The organism is Thalassotalea sp. LPB0316 (genome assembly GCF_014898095.1).
Taxonomy (GTDB): Bacteria; Pseudomonadota; Gammaproteobacteria; order Enterobacterales; family Alteromonadaceae; genus Thalassotalea_G.
On sequence record NZ_CP062946.1, the window covers coordinates 1,833,147 to 1,854,852 of the forward strand.

At 41.4% G+C, this 21,706-nt stretch carries 18 protein-coding genes; 11 read left to right on the forward strand and 7 right to left on the reverse strand.

The features are described from left to right. Positions 1 to 2: 2 nt before the first annotated feature. The 3 genes from ybfE to LP316_RS08140 all read right to left on the reverse strand — a co-directional run bounded on the left by ybfE (position 3) and on the right by LP316_RS08140 (position 1,349). A complete protein-coding gene (gene ybfE / locus LP316_RS08130) occupies positions 3 to 284 on the reverse strand; it encodes a LexA regulated protein (protein WP_193020524.1) in 282 nt (93 codons plus the stop codon). Between the two features lie 6 nt (positions 285 to 290). Next, positions 291 to 512: a DUF2788 domain-containing protein gene (locus LP316_RS08135; RefSeq protein ID WP_193020525.1), complete on the reverse strand. Its 222-nt coding sequence runs from the start codon at positions 510 to 512 to the stop codon at positions 291 to 293. Between the two features lie 78 nt (positions 513 to 590). Continuing rightward, positions 591 to 1,349, reverse strand: coding sequence for an alpha/beta fold hydrolase (locus LP316_RS08140; RefSeq protein WP_226960697.1), 759 nt, complete (start codon positions 1,347 to 1,349; stop codon positions 591 to 593). A gap of 228 nt (positions 1,350 to 1,577) precedes the next feature. Here LP316_RS08140 and seqA point away from each other — a divergent pair, with 228 nt between their 5' ends. The 6 genes from seqA to LP316_RS08170 all read left to right on the forward strand — a co-directional run bounded on the left by seqA (position 1,578) and on the right by LP316_RS08170 (position 9,047). Continuing rightward, positions 1,578 to 2,138, forward strand: coding sequence for a replication initiation negative regulator SeqA (gene seqA / locus LP316_RS08145; protein ID WP_193020526.1), 561 nt, complete (start codon positions 1,578 to 1,580; stop codon positions 2,136 to 2,138). Positions 2,139 to 2,168: 30 nt separating this feature from the next. Then, the gene (pgm, locus tag LP316_RS08150) at positions 2,169 to 3,815 is read left to right on the forward strand and encodes a phosphoglucomutase (alpha-D-glucose-1,6-bisphosphate-dependent) (RefSeq protein WP_193020527.1); all 1,647 of its coding nucleotides are present in this window, start codon (positions 2,169 to 2,171) and stop codon (positions 3,813 to 3,815) included. Between the two features lie 140 nt (positions 3,816 to 3,955). Next, entirely contained in the window at positions 3,956 to 5,014 is a 1,059-nt protein-coding gene (gene astE / locus LP316_RS08155; protein ID WP_193020528.1) for a succinylglutamate desuccinylase, read from the forward strand. A 274-nt stretch (positions 5,015 to 5,288) separates the two neighbouring features. Continuing rightward, positions 5,289 to 6,473 carry a thiamine pyrophosphate-dependent dehydrogenase E1 component subunit alpha gene (locus LP316_RS08160; RefSeq protein WP_193020529.1) on the forward strand — a complete coding sequence of 395 codons (1,185 nt, stop codon included), beginning with the start codon at positions 5,289 to 5,291 and terminating at the stop codon, positions 6,471 to 6,473. Next, the gene (locus tag LP316_RS08165; RefSeq protein ID WP_193020530.1) at positions 6,473 to 7,450 is read left to right on the forward strand and encodes an alpha-ketoacid dehydrogenase subunit beta; all 978 of its coding nucleotides are present in this window, start codon (positions 6,473 to 6,475) and stop codon (positions 7,448 to 7,450) included. The genes LP316_RS08160 and LP316_RS08165 overlap by 1 nt, the downstream gene beginning before the upstream one ends. A 10-nt stretch (positions 7,451 to 7,460) precedes the next feature. Further along, positions 7,461 to 9,047 (forward strand): dihydrolipoyllysine-residue acetyltransferase, encoded by a 1,587-nt coding sequence (locus tag LP316_RS08170; RefSeq protein ID WP_193020531.1) that lies wholly within the window; start codon positions 7,461 to 7,463, stop codon positions 9,045 to 9,047. A gap of 747 nt (positions 9,048 to 9,794) precedes the next feature. Here LP316_RS08170 and LP316_RS16020 read toward each other — a convergent pair. Then, on the reverse strand, positions 9,795 to 10,409 hold the full coding sequence (locus LP316_RS16020) for a PEP-CTERM sorting domain-containing protein (protein ID WP_226960698.1): 615 nt from the start codon (positions 10,407 to 10,409) through the stop codon (positions 9,795 to 9,797). A gap of 530 nt (positions 10,410 to 10,939) precedes the next feature. Here LP316_RS16020 and nhaD point away from each other — a divergent pair. The 3 genes from nhaD (at position 10,940) to LP316_RS08190 (ending at position 14,625) form a co-directional block, all read left to right on the forward strand. Continuing rightward, positions 10,940 to 12,184, forward strand: coding sequence for a sodium:proton antiporter NhaD (nhaD, locus tag LP316_RS08180; protein WP_193020532.1), 1,245 nt, complete (start codon positions 10,940 to 10,942; stop codon positions 12,182 to 12,184). Between the two features lie 189 nt (positions 12,185 to 12,373). Continuing rightward, positions 12,374 to 14,203: a protein kinase domain-containing protein gene (locus LP316_RS08185; protein WP_193023847.1), complete on the forward strand. Its 1,830-nt coding sequence runs from the start codon at positions 12,374 to 12,376 to the stop codon at positions 14,201 to 14,203. A 41-nt stretch (positions 14,204 to 14,244) separates the two neighbouring features. Further along, on the forward strand, positions 14,245 to 14,625 hold the full coding sequence (locus tag LP316_RS08190) for a VOC family protein (RefSeq protein WP_193020533.1): 381 nt from the start codon (positions 14,245 to 14,247) through the stop codon (positions 14,623 to 14,625). A 1-nt stretch (position 14,626) separates the two neighbouring features. Here the strand turns inward: LP316_RS08190 and LP316_RS08195 are convergent, their stop codons facing one another. Continuing rightward, the gene (locus LP316_RS08195) at positions 14,627 to 15,973 is read right to left on the reverse strand and encodes an anti-phage deoxyguanosine triphosphatase (RefSeq protein WP_193020534.1); all 1,347 of its coding nucleotides are present in this window, start codon (positions 15,971 to 15,973) and stop codon (positions 14,627 to 14,629) included. Positions 15,974 to 16,168: 195 nt separating this feature from the next. Between LP316_RS08195 and LP316_RS08200 the strand changes: the two genes are divergently transcribed. After that, positions 16,169 to 16,912: a substrate-binding periplasmic protein gene (locus LP316_RS08200; protein WP_193020535.1), complete on the forward strand. Its 744-nt coding sequence runs from the start codon at positions 16,169 to 16,171 to the stop codon at positions 16,910 to 16,912. Positions 16,913 to 16,987: 75 nt separating this feature from the next. On the opposite strand, the gene cmoB is transcribed toward LP316_RS08200, so the two are convergent. Continuing rightward, entirely contained in the window at positions 16,988 to 17,953 is a 966-nt protein-coding gene (gene cmoB, locus LP316_RS08205; protein WP_193020536.1) for a tRNA 5-methoxyuridine(34)/uridine 5-oxyacetic acid(34) synthase CmoB, read from the reverse strand. Then, on the reverse strand, positions 17,950 to 18,684 hold the full coding sequence (gene cmoA / locus LP316_RS08210) for a carboxy-S-adenosyl-L-methionine synthase CmoA (protein WP_193020537.1): 735 nt from the start codon (positions 18,682 to 18,684) through the stop codon (positions 17,950 to 17,952). The genes cmoB and cmoA overlap by 4 nt, the downstream gene beginning before the upstream one ends. A gap of 129 nt (positions 18,685 to 18,813) precedes the next feature. On the opposite strand from cmoA, the gene LP316_RS08215 reads away from it, so the two are divergent. After that, a complete protein-coding gene (locus LP316_RS08215; protein WP_193020538.1) occupies positions 18,814 to 21,651 on the forward strand; it encodes a transporter substrate-binding domain-containing protein in 2,838 nt (945 codons plus the stop codon). Positions 21,652 to 21,706: the final 55 nt, after the last annotated feature.

Genomic DNA, 21,706 nt, shown 5'->3' on the forward strand with positions numbered 1-21,706 from the left:
TTTTAACATTCATCTATCGACAGCGTTTTCGCTAATATCGACTCGATTAACTCACCACGACTAATATTTTGCTCTTGTGCCATCGCATCAAGCTTTTCAAATAAACTTTGGTGCATTTTAAACTCAACGCGTTTTAAACCGCGTTGTTTGTCACGCTTTACTTGATTGCGTTTATTGATTTTTACTTGCACACTGCGAGAGTGCGGGTTAGTTCTCGGACGGCCAGGGCGTTTTTCGTCTGAAAACAGGTCAATTGTTGTTACGTCTGAAATTTCTTTTGCCATGAACTACTAACCGATCCCTTGGCTTTCCCAGAAAAACTGGATAAGGCCTTTCGCAATAAAACCTACGCACCCGAGCACAAGTACGAAGTAAACAACCATCTGGCCCATTTTCGGGACATCGTTTTTTTTCATTACGTCGTGAATAGATAACCCTATGAAAATAAAGATAAAAGCAAAAAATAAATTCAAGCCTATGGCTTCAATAACTTCTAAATATTCTGCTAACATAGTGCCACCTAAAAAAATTCACGGCGCACTATAGCACAAGGGCCGTATAAACACAGCAATTGAGGACAAATTTTTGTCTTATTTTGCCAAGAAATCGCGAACGATTTTGTTAAACGCTGTGGTTTTTTCGGCGTGAAGCCAATGGCCCGCACCCTGAATAATCTTAGCGGCGACGTTAGGGAAAAGCTGGTTGATGCGCTCGCGGTGTTCGGCGGTAATATAATTAGAATTACCACCTTTAATGAATAAGGTTTCACCAAGAAATTGATTGTCGCCATCATAGCCCGTCATAATTTGGCTGTAGCAGTTATCAATGTATTCAAGGGCACATTTAAAGAAGTACTGACCGTCATTCACACCTAAATTGCGTAATAAGAATGCACGTACCGAGGGCTCTTCTACGAACGCTGCAAGTTGTTCATCGGCATCTTTTCGACTGTTAACTCGGCTAAAGTCGATAGCTTTTAAGCCATTGATAATTTGCTGATGATGCGCAGGGTATTGCACAGGTGAAATGTCGGCAATGACCAATTTGTTGACTCGCTCTGGATAGCTTAAAGCAACTTCCATCGCGACTTTACCACCCATTGAATGCCCCAAAATGTGAGCTTTACTTATTGATAGTTGATCCATTAATTCGATGATGTCGCGTGCTAAACTCGGGTAGGCCATGTCATTTTTGTGAAAAGAATCACCGTGATTTCTAACATCGACACTGGTTACGCGGTATTCATCAACTAAGCCCTTGGCGACCATATTGAGGTTTTCCATCGAGCCAAATAGGCCGTGAATTAAAATAATATCTTGTCCGCTACCGGTTTGTTTGTAGTTAAGCACGTCGCCGCCTGTTGATTGTTATATCGCTTTGAGTTGTGGCGAAGATTCTCCACAAATCATCGAGCTAATTCAACTTTTGTTGAGTAAATGTTCTATGATAAATCCTCTCTTGGTGAATAAATGCGCAGTTAAATGAAATTATTTAACTTATTGCCCGCATCGCTAGCACCTTTTTTTGTTGCCACGTATAATCGAGCAGAATCTCGAGCAACATTGTCTAGGCATTACATGAAAACAATAGAAATTGAAGACGATTTATATCAATACATTTTAAGTAATACGCAATATATTGGTGAAAGTGCTTCATCGATTTTAAAGCGATTGCTAGCGTTATCGCCACAAGACATTGCCGCAGCGCAGTTAGTACAAGAAAAGTCTGACATCTCACAACCAGAAGAAAAAGAAGCGTTAGTTCAAGATAAGACGGTTAGTTCAGCGCCAGTGAGCGAAGGTGAGAGTGTATTTAATTACATCAATAAACAAGAGTTAGCTCACCAGCGAGGTGCTGTCGGGCGATTTTTACTGATTTTAGCGGCGCTTTATCGCGTTCACCAAAGCCAATTTTCTGTTGTTAACGATATTCGCGGTCGCGACCGTTTATATTTTGCAACAAGTGAAGAAGAGTTAGCGGAAAGTGGGAGCAGTACTAAGCCTCGTCAAATTCCAGACAGCCCGTTTTGGGTGATTACTAACTCAAACACCACGCGTAAAAAGATGATGTTAACTGAAGTGGCAATTGCCCTAGGTTATAACGTCCAACAAGCCGAAGAAATTAGAGAATTACTGTAACGTTAATCAAGGATAAAGGGTAGGGAATATATGGCTGTTCATCCACATGCTGGCAAAACTGCAAGACCAGAAGATCGCATTAATATCGGCCGCTTGGTCAGTGATTATTATTTGTTGAATCCCGACGTTAATAACGTTGCGCAAAAAGTAACATTTGGCACTTCAGGTCACCGAGGTACTGCCTCAAAAGTCAGTTTTAATGAGCGTCATATTCTGGCGATCTGCCAAGCGGTTTGTGATTATCGAAAACAAGCCGGTATTTCTGGCCCGTTGTACTTAGGTAAAGATACCCATGCGTTATCTGAACCGGCCTTTAGTTCAGCCATTAGTGTATTAATTGCTAACGGCGTTAACGTGGTTGTTCAGCAAGATTTAGGGTTTACACCAACACCGGTCATTTCTCGGATGATCATCGATCACAATCGCAAAAACAGCGACCTAGCTGATGGCTTGATTATCACGCCATCACACAATCCGCCATCAGACGGTGGTATCAAATACAATCCGCCGCATGGTGGTCCAGCGGAAGGCGAAATTACTAAGCAAATCGAAAGCCACGCTAACGCATTAATTCAAGCAAGCTTAGTTGATGTCAAACAAAGCGATATTGCCAGTGCGATGGCGTCATCATTGTTGAATAAACAAGATTTTATTGAGCAGTACGTTAGCCAGTTAGGTCGTGTTGTTGATATGGCCGCGATTGCCAAAGCTAACATCAAACTAGGTGTCGATCCGCTTGGTGGCTCAGGTATCGCCTACTGGCCTGAAATAGCTAAACAATACCAGCTTGATTTAACTGTGGTTAATCAAGTAGTCGATGCAAGTTTTGCATTTATGCCACTTGATAAAGATGGCAAGATTCGCATGGACTGCTCATCACCTTATGCAATGGCGGGCTTGATTGCGATGAAAGACGACTTTGATATCGCAGTGGGTAACGATCCCGATTTTGATCGTCACGGTATTGTCACTAAAACCGGTGGCTTGATGAATCCAAATCATTTCCTTGCGGTCGCTATCCATTATTTGATGACGCATAGAAACTGGCCAAAAACAGCAAAAATAGGCAAAACTTTAGTATCAAGCTCAATGATTGATCGCGTGGCTAAACATATTAACAGGCCAATGTCTGAAGTGCCGGTGGGTTTCAAATGGTTTGTCGATGGCTTAAAAACTGGCGAGTACGCATTTGGTGGTGAAGAGAGTGCTGGCGCATCGTTTATCGAAAAAGATGGCAGTTGTTGGACAACCGATAAAGACGGTTTTGTGATGACGCTATTAGCTGCTGAAATATTAGCGGTAACCGGCAAAGATCCGCATCAGTATTATCAAGAATTAGCCAAAGAGCTAGGTGAGCCATGCTATGGTCGCAAAGAAGCCGTTGCTAGCCTTGAACAAAAAGCGGTGTTAACTGGATTATCACCAGACGATGTTAAAGCGCAGAGCTTAGCGGGCGAACCTATCCTGCAGAAACTTAGCCATGCGCCGGGCAATAATGCCGCCATTGGTGGGTTAAAAGTGACGACGGAAAACGGCTGGTTTGCTGCCCGCCCATCAGGCACAGAAGATATATATAAAATTTATGCCGAAAGCTTTATTAGCGAAACGCATCTTGAGCAAATTTTTACTGAAGCTCAAACGATAGTGAATGACTTGTTTAAACAAGCAAACGTATGATCACTATTGCCTTTAAAAAAGTCACCGCGTGTGGCTTTTTTATTATCTAAAATAAGTTAAACAACAAGTAGCGCTGCTAAAATAAAATAAAATAAAATAAAATAAAAAACGCAGCTTTTTACTCGAGAGAACAAACATTTATGGCTAACACAGCAGCACAATTAAAAGCATCATTAATCAAAACCGGTGATTTTTTATCACTAACACGTCAGCATGAATGGCATATGCCAGCGTTTGATTTCGTTATTGAATCAACTGACTATCCAACCAAAGTATCGGTACTTGATACGGGCATTATCGTGTTTGAACCACAAACCAAAACCCAAAAAGATATCGTGTTATCTTGTGCGGTCCACGGCAATGAAACGGCGCCGATTGAAATTTGTGCAGAGCTTGTTCAACAGGCGATTTTAGGTCAAGTTACGTTAACCGAGCGCGTGTTGTTTTTATTTGGTAATCCTGCGGCCATGAATATTGCTGAGCGCTTTGTTGAGGAAAACCTAAACCGTTTGTTTTCTGGTGCCCACAGCCAAGATGGTGGTTTAAAGAACAAAGAGCGTGTGCGCGCAAAAGTGTTAGAAGATGCCGTGCGTGACTTCTTTGAGGCAACGAACAGTAACGGTAGTGAGCGAGAGCGCAAGCATTACGATTTACACACGGCAATTCGCGAATCGAAAAACGATAAATTTGCCGTTTACCCGTTCAGACATGGCAAGCCTTGGAAAACCTCTGAACTATCGTTTTTACAAGCCTGTGGCGTGAGCACCATTTTGTTATCGCATTCACCAACTACCACCTTTAGTTATTTTTCATCGAACAATTTTGGCGCCGATGCGTTTACCGTTGAACTGGGTAAAGTAAGACCGTTTGGTGAAAATGATATGTCGCAGTTTAGCGATGTGAAAAAAACACTAAAGGCATTAATTACCGGTAAAGACCTTAACCTTAAACCGTTTGATGAAGCTGAATTTAGTATCTTTGAAATCGATCAAACGATTAATCGCACCCGAGAAAACTTTGTTCTCCATTTCCCAGATGATGCGAAAAACTTCACCGATTATCCTGTTGACTACTTACTAGCGAGTGATGGTGATATTGAGTACCGCGTGCGCACTGAGGGTGAGGCGATTATTTTCCCTAATGCTAACGTCGCACTGGGACAACGCGCTTTACTAACCGTAAAACCAACTAAATTGTAGTATTAAGGCGATAAGGTTTAAGCGCTTAAAAGCCTTATCGCATTCCCACCAAACCGCATTTCTTTTTCAGGTGTAAACATTTCTTAGCATCTTCGTCAGCGTTTTACGCCAAGCACTTCGCCGATTTCTTGAAACTCTATTTACGCACAGGTAAAGTCTGCGCGTTACAACAAGTAAATAATAAATATCTACACGATTTAAATCCGCTTCCTATACTGATTTAAATAGCGTTGGTAGAGGCCAAATGAGTTTGGCTTAACATAAAGAGAATATTATGAGCACTGAAATATATAATGAAGGGCCGGTAGTTCACGAGCCTGCATTTATTGATGGGCATTCAGTAGAAATTCCTACCCTGAAAATTCTTAACCAAGACGGTGATGTATATCCTGGTGCCGCAATGCCAGAGATTGATGAAGCATTAGCTTTGCGAACGTATAAAGCGCTAGCCTTTCACCGCGTATTAGACGAGCGAATGATCGCCGCTCAGCGTCAAGGTCGTATTAGCTTTTACATGGCAGCATTAGGTGAAGAAGCGACAAGTGTTGGCGCCGCTGCTGCATTAAAAGATACAGACATGTTTATGGGCCAATACCGTGAGCAAGGTGCGTTGATTTTCAGAGGATTTGCCTTAGAAGATTTCATGAACCAAATGTTCTCTAATGAGAAAGATTTAGGTAAAGGTCGTCAAATGCCGATCCATTACGGTTCAAATGCCTTAAATTACATGACGATTTCAAGCCCGCTTGGCACCCAAATTCCGCAAGCAGCTGGCTATGCTTATGGCCAAAAGCTTCAAGGTAAAGACGAAGTGACTATTTGTTTCTTCGGTGAAGGCGCCGCAAGTGAAGGTGATTTCCACGCAGGCCTTAACATGGCAGCGGTACATGAAGCACCGTGCATTTTCTTCTGTCGTAACAACGGTTATGCAATTTCAACACCAGCAGACGAGCAATTTCGAGGTAATGGTATTGCTTCGCGTGGTGTTGGTTATGGCATAAAAACCATTCGTATCGACGGTAACGATATCTTAGCTGTTATTAAAGCAGTTCAATGGGCAAGAGCGTATGCGCTTGAAAATAGTGCGCCGGTGATCATTGAAGCCATGTCATATCGATTAGGTGCTCACTCAACGTCTGACGATCCATCGGGCTACCGCACCAAAGAAGAAGAAGCGAAGTGGCACGAACACGATCCAATTTCTCGCATGAAAAACTGGATGCTTAAGCAAAACTGGTGGAGCGAAGAACAAGAAACAGCGTTATTCGACAAACTGCGCGAAGAAGTGTTAGCCGCGGTAAAAGTCGCTGAAAAAATTGATAAGCCACCGGTAGAAGACCTAGTGACTGATGTTTACGACACAGTACCAACACATCTTCAAAAACAATTAGAGCAATTAAAAACACACATTAAGAAGTACCCAGACGCATATCCGTTTACTGCAGGGAGAATCAAATAATGGCACAAATGAATTTACTACAAGCTATTAATAATGCGCTTGATATCGCCATGGCAGAAGACGACTCAACCTTGTGTTTTGGTGAAGATGTTGGCCATTTTGGTGGTGTGTTTCGCGCAACCTCTGGCTTACAAGAAAAGTACGGTAAAAACCGTTGTTTTAACACGCCGCTAGTTGAGCAGGGCATTATTGGTTTTGCCAATGGCTTAGCTGCTCAAGGCTCACGTCCAATCGCTGAAATTCAATTTGCCGATTACATTTTCCCAGCGTTTGACCAAATCGTAAACGAGTCAGCAAAGTTTAGATACCGCAGTGGTAACGAGTTCAACGTTGGTCGTTTAACGATTCGCACACCATACGGCGGTGGTATTGCTGGTGGCTTGTATCACAGTCAATCACCTGAAGCGTATTTTGCCCACACGCCAGGTTTAAAAGTTGTTGTGCCACGTAATCCGTATCAAGCCAAGGGTTTATTACTCGCGTCAATTCGCGACGATAACCCCGTGGTATTTTTTGAACCAAAACGTCTATACCGCGCATCAATTGGTGAAGTGCCAGAAGAAGATTACCAATTGCCATTAGGCAAAGCGGAAGTGACGCAACAAGGTAATGATATTTCATTATTAGCTTGGGGCGCACAAATGGAAATTATAGATAAAGCAGCTGAAATGGCGCAAGCCGATGGTATTTCATGTGAAATTATCGATTTGCGTACGATTTTACCTTGGGATGTTGAAACCGTTGCTAATTCAGTGCGCAAAACAGGTCGTTTGTTAATTAGTCACGAAGCGCCAATTACCGCAGGTTTTGCTGGTGAGATTGCCGCGCAAATTCAAAGCGAGTGTTTCTTATCGCTTGAGTCGCCAATTGCCCGTGTTTGTGGTGTTGATACACCTTACCCATTAGCGCTAGAGAAAGAGCACATGGCCGATCATTTGAAGGTCTATGAAGCCATTAAAGCGTCAGTAAATTACTAGGAGCCATGTCATGAGTATTGATTTTATTTTACCTGATATTGGTGAGGGTATTGTCGAGTGTGAAATCGTTGAATGGCTTGTAGCTGAAGGCGATATCATTGAAGAAGATCAGCCAATTGCTGACGTGATGACTGATAAAGCCTTAGTGCAAATTCCAGCAATGCACGCGGGTAAAGTCGACAAGCTTTATTACGAAAAAGGCGATATTGCGAAAGTTCACGCGCCATTATTTGCCATGACACCTGCAGGTGAAACGGCGCAAACCGCTGAGCCCGTTGCCCAAGTTGAAGCGCCTGCACCTGCAACAAGCCAAGCGCCAGCAAGTTCAGGTACGATTATCGAAGATTTCATTTTACCGGATATTGGTGAAGGTATCGTTGAATGTGAAATCGTTGAATGGTTAGTTGCTGAAGGCGACGATATTGTTGAAGATCAGCCGGTAGCTGACGTAATGACAGATAAAGCGCTTGTGCAAATTCCAGCCATGCACAACGGTAAAGTCGTTAAACTGCATTACGCTAAAGGCGATATTGCGAAAGTTCACGCGCCGCTATTTGCGATTGAGCGCGCGGGCGAGGGTGGAACAAGCACAGCGACTGCACCTGCTGCGGAAAAAGTTGAAGCGCCAACTCAAGCTCCTGCAAAAGCTGTAGAGGCGACAGCACCTAGTGCTCCTGCGACAACAGAACGTGTGCTTGCGAAATCCGTTAATGGCAAAGCGCTAGCAAGCCCTGCAGTACGTCGTGTTGCACGTGAATTAAACGTCAACATTCACGAAGTACCTGGTAGCGGTAAAAAAGGTCGCGTATACAAAGAAGACGTGATGGCCTTTGTCGATGGTCAAAAACAAGGTGCGACGGCTAATGTAACGGCAACAGCGCCAACTGTTGGCGGTACGCGCACAGAGCCAATTCGCGGTGTAAAAGCGGCAATGGCGAAAGCTATGGTGGCTTCTGTTTCAACAATTCCTCATTTTACTTATTGTGAAGAAATCGACTTAACCGCGTTAATTGCTTTGCGTTTATCGTTAAAAGAAGAGTACGCCAAGCAAGATATCAAATTAACCATGATGCCATTTTTCATGAAAGCGATGTCGTTAGCGTTAAAAGAATTCCCGTTGGTTAATGCACGTGCTAACGATGAGTGTACCGAATTAACCTTCTTTGACGATCACAATATCGGCATGGCAGTTGATTCAAAAGTGGGTTTATTAGTGCCCAATGTTAAGCAAGTCCAAACTAAATCGATTGTCGATTTAGCACAAGATATTACTCGCTTAACCAATGATGCGCGTTCAGGTCGTGTTTCACCCGACGACTTAAAAGGTGGCACGATTTCAATCTCTAATATTGGCGCGATTGGCGGTACGGTGGCAACACCTATTATCAACAAGCCAGAATCGGCGATTGTTGCGTTAGGCAAAGTGCAAACATTACCTCGCTTTAACGCTCAGGGAGAGGTTGAAGCTCGCAGCATAATGCAAGTGAGTTGGTCTGGCGATCACCGTATTATTGACGGCGGCACCATTGCTCGGTTCTCAAACCTTTGGAAGGCCTTCCTTGAAGAGCCAACTAAAATGTTGATGCATATGAGCTAATAGACAAATAGCAAGTGTAAAGGCCAGGTTTTTTAACGTGGCCTTTTTTATGCCTAGAAATTTAATTCAGGTAAAAAAAATCCCCTACTATTGTTTAAAATAATAGGGGGGCCTGAGGAGGGTAATAAACAAAAACGTTGGGAACATGTCAAATGTATTCAGTGAATACAGGCGTTAAGATAAGCTAGTTACATGACAATAGTGTGACCGTAAGAATAATATTCTCTAGCGTTTTGTCATAAATCAGAAGAATTAACGTTTTATTGGTTAAATATCTATTTCATCATTTGAGAACAGGTTAAATAGTTCACCATGTAACACTCGAATAGGGAAGTTAACGTACCGCGATATACTTAAATTATATTGAACACTGTTGATTAAATAAGTGGTAACTTGATGTTTCACCTTCAATTACTAGGGGGAAATCAAATCTGAGATTAGCATAGGTGACAAATGTAGCGATTGCTCCTAAAGGAATCGTCATCCTTTTGTAGATCGAGATCTTGTGTGGTTTGTAAGTGAATTTGTCAGGCTAGATTGTGGCAGCTACAGACATTAATTATGTCAAGTCACCTATAGTCATTTTGGCGTTAAGCTACCAAAGAGCTCATTCCAAAGGATATATAACTCTATAGTGATGTTTTTTTATTGAAAATAACTATATGTTATGGATTTTTTTCGTTAACAGATACAAAAAAGCACCAATCATTACCATTGATGCTGTTTTGTTTTAATAAAAAGAAACTACTAAGATTGTTTCTTAAACCGACGTGATGCTAAACCAATTATTCCCAATGCTAAAATAGCGAGTGTAGATGGTTCTGATGCTTTGATTGGGCTTGCAAAATATTGTATGGTTTCTCCTTCATTTACAAAGCCTAGCCATGCATTACCAATTCCATTTATCGTTTGAAATTGAGAATACATATTATAGGCGCCAGAATTCCCACCTTGCATATAGAGTTGAACATATGTGCCTGTGCCATTTGAACCATTAAACCCTATTTGCGGATCTGTATGTTTAAATGTCATCGCTAATTTTCCATCGACCAAAGAAAACATGTCGAAAGCAGCATTACAATTGGGCCAGCAATTGTTTAATAAGTTAGGTTGTTCAACTTTAGTGGTATTTCCAACCTGTAAATTAAATTGAATACCTAAAATATCACTTATGAAAACATTGTTAAAATCTGTTGAGTTTGCGAACTCAACTGTTAAGGAATCGCCAACTTGAAAATTACTGTTTGTTTGCCATTTAGACAAATCATCAAAAACAAATGTATGGATAATTCCAGCTTTCGCACTCATGCTTACCGAAAGCATTACCCCAACAAACATAATTGCCAAAAATTTGAACTTCACCTTAAATATCTCCTTCCATTTAATTAAATTTACTTTAACGTTAAAACTTAAAATTTAGTCAGGTCGAGTAAGCAAAAAACAAACCTTTAAAAAAAATATTATAAATTACAGTGGATTAATTCCTTTTGGGGATTAAGTTCTAAACGAATTGTAAAATAACCCGACATTAAAAGAGCTCATCAATCCGTTAAATTATACCGTCACATACACAGTGAATATTGGGGAGTTACTGGAACATTTACATATTGCTCAATACGTGAAGTTGCACTGACTTGAGACACTAATAACTATTAATAATTCAATGGATAAATAATCATAATATAACGTCCACATTAGCTTCTTGCCGATCGCCCACTGATACGAACATAGGGGCCTTTTAAATGCTGAATAAAACTGTCGTTCTAAACCGTTGTAGGGTCAAATAAGCGCAATTAAAGTTTATTACTTTTGAAACTATGCGTAGACCGAAGTTAACGGCTCCGCTATACTGCGCGCCAACAAATTTGGCGTTATTAATCTGGTAATGATTCATGGTTGAATATTTCTTGATCGCACTAGCGGTTTTAGCTCTTTTGTCGATTGTTTTTGAAGAACTCACCCACATCAATAAAGCGAAAACCACGCTTTTTTTTGGTTGTCTTGCATGGATCACCCTATTTATCTCCAATAGTGGTGGCGATCACCATGCCCTCAACCATCACCTCGAAGAGAATCTATTAGAAATAGCTGTTTTGTGGTTGTTTTTAATGTCGACCATGACTTTTGTTGCCTACCTTAATGCCAAGGGCATTATCCAAATGGCGGTTCAGCGGTTGTTTCCAGCCGAAGCCTCGGTCAAAGTGATCATGTTGTTGTTAGCACTATTTTCTCTGTTGTTGTCAGCCATTTGTGACAACGTAACCGCAACATTGGTGTCGCTAACCTTGTTGCAAAGTTTTAATGTTGAGAAACGCATTAAGCTACGAATGGCTATTTTGATAGTCTTTGCTGTCAATTCTGGTGGCGTAGCCTTGATTACTGGTGATGTGACAACCCTGATGATTTATCTCGATGGTCATGTACAAATAAGCCAACTGTTTTTGCTATTAATTCCTGCTGCCGTTAGCGTCTTATTTTTAGCCTTTGCTTTATCATTTCGTCTCAAAGGCACGGTATTTACTCTCCCTGCCAAAAAAGATTATGAAACGGTCGATATTTTAATTGCTATCATATTTTTCACGACTATCTTAATGACGATGTTGCTCAACGTCGCCTATAGCATTCCACCCGTGTTAACGTTTCTAACGGGGTTGTCGATTATGTTTCTGGTTGGGCGATTGTATCGGTCTGACAAGCAAGAATTGGAGATATTAGAGTACATTCGACAAATAGAATATGACACTTTATTGTTTTTCTTGGGGATTTTGTTGTTAGTAGGCATGCTTAAAGAAATAGGGACATTGCACCTAGTGACAGATCTCTACGCGCAATATAACCCTACGGTGTCGAGTTACTTCGCTGGGATTGCATCTGCCTTATTAGATAATGTACCGCTAACCGCCGCTTTGCTCAAAGCCGAGCCTTCATTAACCTCTCCGCAGTGGCTTGAACTCACCTATGCCGTTGGTGTCGGTGGCTCATTATTAGTGATAGGTTCAGCCTCTGGTATTGTAGCGATGAGTAAAATGAAAGAGCTAACTTTTATTTCCTATTCTCGCTATATTCCAATGCTATTGGTCGCATACACGTTGGGTTATGCTGTGACTATTGTGCTGGCACAATATTATTACGGTTAAGTTACTCAAGGTCTTGGCTCTTAATATCGTTAAGTACGGGGATAAGGGCCAATCAGTGGTAAGTTGCTATACATTAGTGGCGAAAATGAAACCGTAAAAATAAGATTTTCTTAACTTTTGTCACAAAGCAGGGGATTTCAAGCGTAAACTTCCTCATAATAGAACGAAATAAATAACCAAACGAATTTCATTGTGAGTGAGAAAAAACTCCAGCATTTTTATATCGCAGAAGAGCAATCGATTTACCTGCTTAGCCACAAAGATGCCGAAAAACTCAAGCAGTGGGTTAAGTTGTGTGAAACGCAACTTAATGCCTTGGGTTACTCTAATGTTGCTTTGTTAGGTAAGGGCGCCTATGGCTTTGTCTTTAACGCATTTGATGCTCATAATCATCCCGTCGTCTTTAAATTTTCTCGGGTAACCTTACCCCAGCATGTTCAAGATAGGCTTGCCGAAGAAGCCGATATTCAGCGCGAACTTAAACATCCCGCAATTCCCTCTGTACAAGAGTTTCATCGCATTAGGCGCCAGTGCATTTTACAAATGTCGCGCGCCCCAGGTATTGATTTAGAAAAATACTCGCATCAGGTTGGCCCATTGCCGCCTGAGCTTATTGTTAAAATTGCTATTTCAATCGCTGAAATATTGGGTTATCTGCGTAATAGCAAGGCGCACCTCAAAGGTAAGCCGATCGTTCACGGTGATATTAAACCGTCAAATATCGTCTTCGATCCTGACACTGGCCAAATCAGCTTAATTGACTGGGGGTCTGCGGTTTATGCCCAGTTAGATGTCAAAGGACAATCGACAGCCAACAATGTCATGGATTTGATGAGTAGTGATCTACAGCATACCAATGCTCGCTTAGGTGATGTTTATTTTATTGGGCCTGAACAAATATCGGGTGGTTTATCGTCGCCGCGTTTTGATGAACAAGGATTAGCCGCAACGCTTTATGCTTTGGCATCTGGCCAATCGTGTCGTTATGGTGTCAATGTTATTACGCCAAATTCACTTGGCTTACCTAAAGCGTTGGCGAATATCTTAACGGGTATGCTTAGTAGCAATGAGCAAACTCGTCGTGAAGCGGGAGATTACTTCTTTAACCATCTCACGTTGTTGAAAAATACTGTGTTGGCAGATAAACCAACAGTCTACCCGATTGAACCGGTCATCCCTGTTTGGCTCAGGAAAAAAGAGCAAACAGCTATTGATACGGTCGTTTACGGTTCACGTAAGTCATTCTTAAGGGAGTCTACCGATAGTGATGAGCTCGACAAAGTCGATGATGTGCAATTAGAAAAGTATTACAAAAATTACCTCATCGGTATGGGCGATACCGAAAAGGCGTTTATTGCTGCGGTGAGTAGATTAGGTGATTTCCCTGTTGTTGGTGGTCTAGCGGTGCGTTGGGAAAAAGATGGCGTTTATATCGACTCCAACCTAACGCTATTTGACGAAACGCTTCGCCACTCATTCCAAAGTGCGGTTAATAACATGGTTTATCTAGCACAAGGCATCTTTCGCATCGGTATGTTTAAAAGTTGTTTGTTTGACGCAAGAAACACTTTACATATTTATCGAGATGATGAAAGCCAATCATTTAATGCGCCGCAGGATATGTTTATTCCTTTTGAAGTTAGTGCGGTAGCAGAAGTAGACGATGTCAGTCGGTTGCACTCGTATTTTGAAGACGGTAAAGATCCTGATGAATATCTTTACTTACCTGATGAGTTAATGGCGGTGCTGGCCAAGCTCAATTTAATTCATCATACTGGGTGTATCATTTTTGAAGTTTTGCCAACTCATTTGAAGATCCACAGTTATTTAATGTTGTTAGATCACCCAAAACGCGATGCATTCACTCAATGTTTAGCGCAAATTATCGAACTGCTACCACTGATTGATGGCTTGGGAATTTCAGGCTTTATGAAGCTCCCGTATAAAGATACCCGCTTTTTTGAGCATATTTCCAAACTACCAGACAAGTTTTATCCCAGAAATCCCAAAATCAGTTAATCTTTAGTGATAACAATGAAGGTTTTTTAAGTGGGTTGGTTATGTCAGATAAAAAAGTCGGTGATTTTGCGTGGCTAGATATTAGTGTTGAGAATGCGCCACAACTAAGAGATTTTTACCAAAAAGTCATTGGTTGGCAGGTAGAAGAAGTCTCGATGGGAAATTATAGTGATTATTCGATGGTCAACCCGAATACCAAAGAACCGGTTAGCGGTATTTGTCATGCGACTGGGTACAACGCCAATATGCCAGCGATGTGGCTGCCATACTTTCTTGTAGAAAATGCTGAACAGGCACTCAATGACGCGTTAGCAATGGGGGCTCAACAACTTGATGAGCTTAAAACCATGGGGGCAGATCGTTTTGTTGTCATTAAAGATCCCGCTGGTGCCTGTTGTGCTTTGTACCAGCGAGGGGCATAAATTAGCGGTTCGACTCATAAAAACCCTGGCTCATGCTCGGAGCGAATAGCGTGCGGTATAAGCGCGTTGCGTAATCATCAGTCATACCTGCAACATAATCAGAGATAACACGATAAGGGTTCTCTTGATTGTATTGGGCTTCAGTGTATCGCTTGAGCGTGTTTTTTGGCAGTAGTCGCTGCGGATCACTCGCTAAGGCTTCAAATAGTTCCATCACAATTTGTTGTCCGCGATACTCTATGCGCTGAATGTGTGGCTGCTTGATGACACACTTGAAAACAAAGTCTTTAAAAATTTTCAGTACTTTATTTGGTGTTACTGGTAGCACTGCATTATAGCGCAGCAGCGGCTCAGCAAAGTTAGTTTGTTTAGCGCTATTAAGATCTTCAATCACAATGTGAGTGATCAAATAGTTGACTAATGAACCTATGGCATCCTTTTGCCGATAGTGTTCATCACTAAATAAATTGTCGGCTAAATCTCGAGCTATGCTCAAAACCCATTCGTCATCTATCGACAGTAGTGGCTGTACAACGTGATCAATAAAGTCGCGTTTATTAACCACGCCGGTGACAATGGCATCTTCCATATCGTGAATACCGTAGGCAATGTCGTCTGCTAATTCCATAATAGAGCAGTCGATCGACTTATATAACGTCTTATCATGACCCACGGATTTTTCTTGGGTACTACTAAATAGACGTTTGTCATCAATAGCTAGTGGCGCAAGTAACCAATCCATTACATCTTGATCATCGCTGTAATAGCCTTTAGGTGGGTGCCACTGGCTCGCTTTTAACTGTCTAAAATTTGCCACGGCTGGCGGTGTGTCGTTATGAGATAAATGACATAAGGTATTAGGGTATTTAATTAACCCTAATAAGGTGCGGCGTGATAAATTCATACCGTTTTTTTCACTAAAAGGTTCTAGCTTAGCAACAATTCGCAACGTTTGGCCGTTTCCTTCAAATCCACCGTGCTCTCGCATCATGTAGTGCAGAGCAACTTCACCACCATGACCGAACGGCGGGTGACCAATATCATGCGCTAAACAAATAGACTCAATTAGCGCGTCATCATTGATCGCAAGAAAGTCGCATTCGTCGGCAAATTTAGAGCGAAGTTGAGCAGTGATCCCTGAGCCTATTTGCGCGGCCTCTAACGAATGAGTTAGGCGCGTTCTAAAAAAGTCACTTTGTCCACTGCCCATAACTTGAGTTTTTGATTGTAGTCGGCGAAAGGCTGCTGAGTGCAAAATTCGCGCACGGTCGCGTTGAAATGAACTGCGGTGATCGTCTTGGCGCTTTGATACTTTGATAAACTGTCGTTGGTGCCATGGGTTATTCATTTAATCGTCCGTTTTTTAATCTATTGCTAGTGATTTGTTACAAAGTCGTTTAATAAAAGTGCGTTAATTTACGAAGATTTTACATTTCATTGTAAAATTGTTTGCTAAACTTAAGGCGACCGTTAATAACAATATAAAAACTAGGATTGCTCGCCAAGTCAATTGTTATTATTGAATTTCTACATGGAAGAAGCTGTGAACTATTTAACTATCATTCTCTTTATTCTTTTTTCGATAACCTCAACAACAACATTTAGTAACGATAAATCTCCAAGTGAGCTCGAACTCGTGACCGGTTTAGCAAAGCCGCCATTTATCTTAGAAAATCTATCGAGTGGTTTGCAGCTCGATCTCATTACTGAAATATTAGCCTCACAAAATATCGATGTGAGCTATATTCCTATGCCACTTGGCCGTAATATTACGGGTTTCCAGCGTGGTAATGTTGATGGTGTAATCACCATCCCGCCGAATTATAAATATCCAAGTATGTATATATCTGAGCCGTATATTTATTATCAAAATGTCGCGGTGAGCTTATCTGATAGCCACATACAGTTGAAAAATATAAAAGATTTAAGTTCTTACAGTATTATCGCTTTTCAAAACGCCAAGAAATTTTTGGGTGAAGAGTTTGCCAATGTTGCAGCTTACTCAATTGATTATCGAGAGCTAGCTAATCAAAAACAACAAATCGAAATGCTGTTCTCTCGCCGTGTTGAAGTGATTGTGCTTGATATTAATATTTTTAAATACTTTGTTCGAGATAACATTAGCAAAGTCGGTGGTATGCCGTTTGAAGTGCATTATCTGTTTCCCGAGCGAGGCTATTCGGTAGGCTTTAAAAAAGAAGCGCACATGAAGCTTTTTAATGCGGGGCTAGAGACGATAAAAGCCAATGGCACTTATCAAATGATCCAAGATAATTACTTACTATAGAGAACTTGGTATCCCCCTTTAATTGTGCTCTGTTAAGCTTAACTAAAGGGGGGATAACGTATTCATTACCATTATTTAAGCGTTGGCGATAAAAATCGCTCTTTTAGGTGCGGGGTAACCTTCAATGGTTTTATTGGGGTCGTCTTTATCGAGGAAGTCTTGCAGCGACTCGGTATCTATCCATGGGGTTTTTCGCTGCTCTTCAAAGGCGGTTTGATCGGTATTAACCCATCTAACGTTACTAAAGCCACAACGTTCTAACCACGCACACATGGCTTTGCCACTCGGTAAAAACCAAACATTGCGCATTTTTGCATAACGCTCGCCTGGTATTAATACGGTGTGCTCATCACCATCGACAATTAATGTTTCTAAGACCAGCTCGCCGCCTTTGTTAAGTTGGCTTTTTAACTGATAAATGAAATCAATTGGCGAGCGGCGATGGTAAAGTACCCCCATGGCAAAGACGGTATCAAACGCCTTTAACTCGGGTAACTGTTCAACACCAAGCGGCAACAGGTTTACGGCGTCGTCTTTAACAAAGTGTTGAATAGCTTGAAACTGCATTAAAAACAACTGAGTAGGATCGATACCGACGACAAATTTTGCACCAGCGCCGCGCATTCGCCACAAGTGATAACCACTGCCACAACCAATATCTAATACATAACGATTAGTCAAATCGCTGATATGATCTTTTAACCGATCCCATTTAAAATCTGAGCGCCATTCGGTATCAACGTGTAGGCCGTGAATATGATATGGACCTTTGCGCCAAGGTTTGAGTTTCATCAACAAATGTTCGAGTTTCTTGCGCTCACCATCACTCATCTCCTCAGCCAAGCCAGCTTGTACTTTCTGGGATAACTCAACCGTTGTTTGTTCAGGGCTCGGTAAATTGTCTATCGCTTTATACCACTGCGAAAACTCACCGTGTAGATGGTTTCTATTCCAATCATCTAGTTGTTGAGGCAGCGTTAATAACCAGTGATTTAGGCGGTTTCCGGCAATTTGTTGGTAAAAAGAGTTGAACGAGATCATTTAATTGCCACCATTGACGTAAAGTTGAAGCATTGAAACCACTGAGTTGCGTGAGAAAATCCAGCGTTTTTTAGGCGCTCAAGTTGTACTTCTAAGCTATCGGTTTTCATCACATTTTCTAAGGCCGTGCGCTTTTGTGCGATTTCTAGTTCGCTATAGCCATTTGCGCGTTTAAAGTCGTGGTGTAAATCAATGAGCAGATCGCGGCACACTTCGTTTTCGTGATTAATTTTTTCTGATAACACTAAAATACCGCCGGGCACTAGCGCTTGCGCTATTGTATTGATCAATGCTTGGCGTTTAGAGCGCTCGATAAATTGCAAGGTAAAATTGAGTACGATCATCGATGCATTTTCTAGTTTAGCGGTTAAAATATCTTGTTCGATTATCGTGACTGGCGTGTCCCCCTTAAATGCCGCAACGTGACGTTGGCAACGTTCAACCATTGCACTTGAGGTGTCCATACCAATGATTTGGCAATTACTTGCCGTAATGGCTTTGCGCATCGCGAGCGTTGCAGCGCCTAACGAGCAACCCAAATCGTAGATGTTGGTATTGGCTTGCACGTATTGTTGGCTCAATCGGCCGATGGTATCAATAATAGTGTTATAGCCAGGTACAGATCGAGAGATCATATCAGGAAATACTTCAACAACCTGTTCGTCAAAGTTAAAGTCTTTTACCTTGGCATGAGGATTAGAATAAATGATATCGGTATCAGAAGTGTGCATGTGTTGGTTGTCATTGAAAATTATTGTAATATTTTAAACTAAAATAAAAGAGAGCGAAAATACCTTCGGGAAATTATTCGTATAAAGGCACGGGATGCTTGTTGTTAACCAAAATAAGGTAGGATTTATTTGAAATATGTAATCGGCTTGCTAGTGTGGATAGGGTCGTTATGTTGGGTATTCCCTGCTTGGTCTCAAGCACCGTCAGAACAGGCGTTTAGGTCTGATATTAAATCGGTCACGATTGCGGTCAATACATCTTCTTATCCATATCATTTTAAAAATCAACAAGGTCAACCCGATGGTTTGATCATTGATTATTGGCGCAAGTGGGCAGAAAAAACCAATATCGCAATTGACTTTCAGTTTATGGAATGGAGTCAGACCATTGACCGTGTTGCCAATGGCGAAATCGACATTCACGCGGGATTGGCATCGTCAGTAAAGCGTTCTCGCTATTTAGACTTTACCGATAAATTCTTCGATTCCAATAGTTATATCTTTTTGCGGGCAGATTTAGCTAATATCAATAATTTAAATCAGCTTAGCCCTTATACCGTAGGCGTCGTTAAAAATTCCGCGCATGTTGAGGTGTTAAACAAGTTATGGCCCAACTTAACGCTCAGACTCTATGACTCGCGCTATCAGTTATACCAAGCTGCACTAGATGGCGAGATTATGGCTATTGCCGGTGTTGATCAACTCTCCAAGCAGTTTGATAAACACAGTGAACTGATTAGTATTTTTCCTGCGCACAAGCGTATTGAGTATTATAAAAACGCCTTTGTTGGTGCAGTTAAAAAAGGCAACACTAAATTGCTTAATACCATTAACCAAGGCTTTGCGTTATTTGATATTGATGAACGAAATGTCATCGAGCGCAAGTGGTTTGGTGTCGAGAAAAATCGCGATGTCTTAAAGCTTGCCTTTTCAAATAATTTACCTCCGTATATGGCAACGTCGCCAACCGGTAAACCGCAAGGGATGTTTATTGATATCTGGCGTCTTTGGTCGAAGTATTCCGGCGAAAAAATAGAATTTATCGGCGATGAACAATCAGCCGCGGTCGATTTAGTTAAAAATGGCTTAGCTGATATACACATTGCTTTTCCCGAAAACTTATTAGCACCCAGTGGTCTTACGGCAGCCTATGAATTATACGGTGTCACTTCAACAGTTTTTGTTAAGAGTATGTTCGACTTTACTCGTTTAGAAGATATGTCGGGTATGCGTGTTGCCGTGTTCACAACCGCACCTTATCTGCCCAAGCTGCGTCACACCTACCCGAATATCGAGTTCGTTTTATTTACTAATCATCAAGATATGATTAATGCTGCTGAGCGAAATGAAGTGAGTGGCATGATTAGCTCATACGAAAATATGATGGCTCACCTAATTCGCCAACATTTACAAAATAGCTATTACGTGCTCGATGAACCTTTATTTACCGCTAAAGTATTTTCATTGATCAGCCCGTTTAACGATGCATTGATGACACGTATTCAAGAAGGCTTTGCACTTATTCCCATCGAAGAGTTGATTCGTTTAGAAAATGTATGGTCTCAGCAAAAAGGGTTTAGTTATTTCGACCAAGTGTCTAAAAAAGTAAAACTCACACCTCAAGAGCAAGCTTGGTTACTCGAGCACCCGATAGTCAAAGTTGGTGTAGAAACAGATTTCGCGCCATTTGAGCGCTTAACTGAAACGGGTCAACCTGAAGGAATAAATATCGACTTTTACCGGTTGTTGCAAGAGCGAACAGGGCTTGAATTTAATTTTACTTACTATAAGTCTTGGCAAGATACCTTTGATAGTTTGGTTAACGGTGAGGTTGATCTAATTGCCGGTATTACCGAAACACCAGAACGACGAAAAGATCTTTTATTTACTGAGCAATACTGGGATATGCCATGGGTTGCGTTATACCCCAACCGTTTGGGTAATAAAAAGACCATGAACGACTTTAAAGGTCAGCGTATCGCTATTACAAAGGGTTACTATTTAACGTCTTATTTGCGAGAAAATTATACAGATATTAATATTCTTGTCGTTGATCACCCCGAAGAGGGTTACTTAGCGATGCAACAAAATAAAGCTGATGCTTTATTACAACCCTTGGCATCGGCAGCGGAATTTTATAAGCGAGAAACCTTGAGTTTAATTTCAATGTCGGTCATGGAAGATTTGCCACTCGATAATTCAAGCTTTGCCACGAGAAAAAACAACGAGATATTACATGCTATTGTCAATAAAGCGTTGGCTACCATCACTAGCACGGAAAAAGATGATATTTATGAGCGCTGGTTTGATATTCAAATAACGACGGGCTTAGATAAAAACTATGTCGTTCGTGTCGCGTCACAAATCGGCGGCTTTGTGATTATCGTGATCATTATCATTATTTTTTGGAACCGACGTTTATACGTTGAAATAAGGCGTCGTGAGGCGTTAGAAAAAGAAATGAAGCACCTGGCGACACATGATTCATTAACCGGGTTACCTAACCGTAATTTGCTAAAAGATCGCATTACTCAGGCAATAGCCATTCACCAAAGACAAAATAAGTTAATGGCAGTGTTGTTTATCGATCTAGATGGCTTCAAGAACATCAATGATACGCACGGTCACGATGTTGGCGATGAATTGTTGATTACCTTAGGGCATCGACTAAGTAGCTGTGTGCGCAAGTCTGATACCTTAGCGCGCTTTGGCGGAGATGAATTCGTGCTTTTATTAACGGGCCTAAACAGTAGAGATGAGGCCGGCTTTATCGCTGAAAAAATCCTTAAAATTACTCAGCAACCGTTTAACTTATCGTCAGGGCAATCGTTTGTTGGCTGCAGTATTGGCATTGCTATGTATCCAGAAGATGGCACAGATGAGGTTGAGTTATTAAAAATCGCCGATACCTTGATGTATCGGGTCAAAGCTAACGGTAAAAATCACTATCAATTTAACACACCCTAGGTGACATTAGCACTCATTGCTTTATAATGTCGGGCATTTTTAACGCACACGTTAT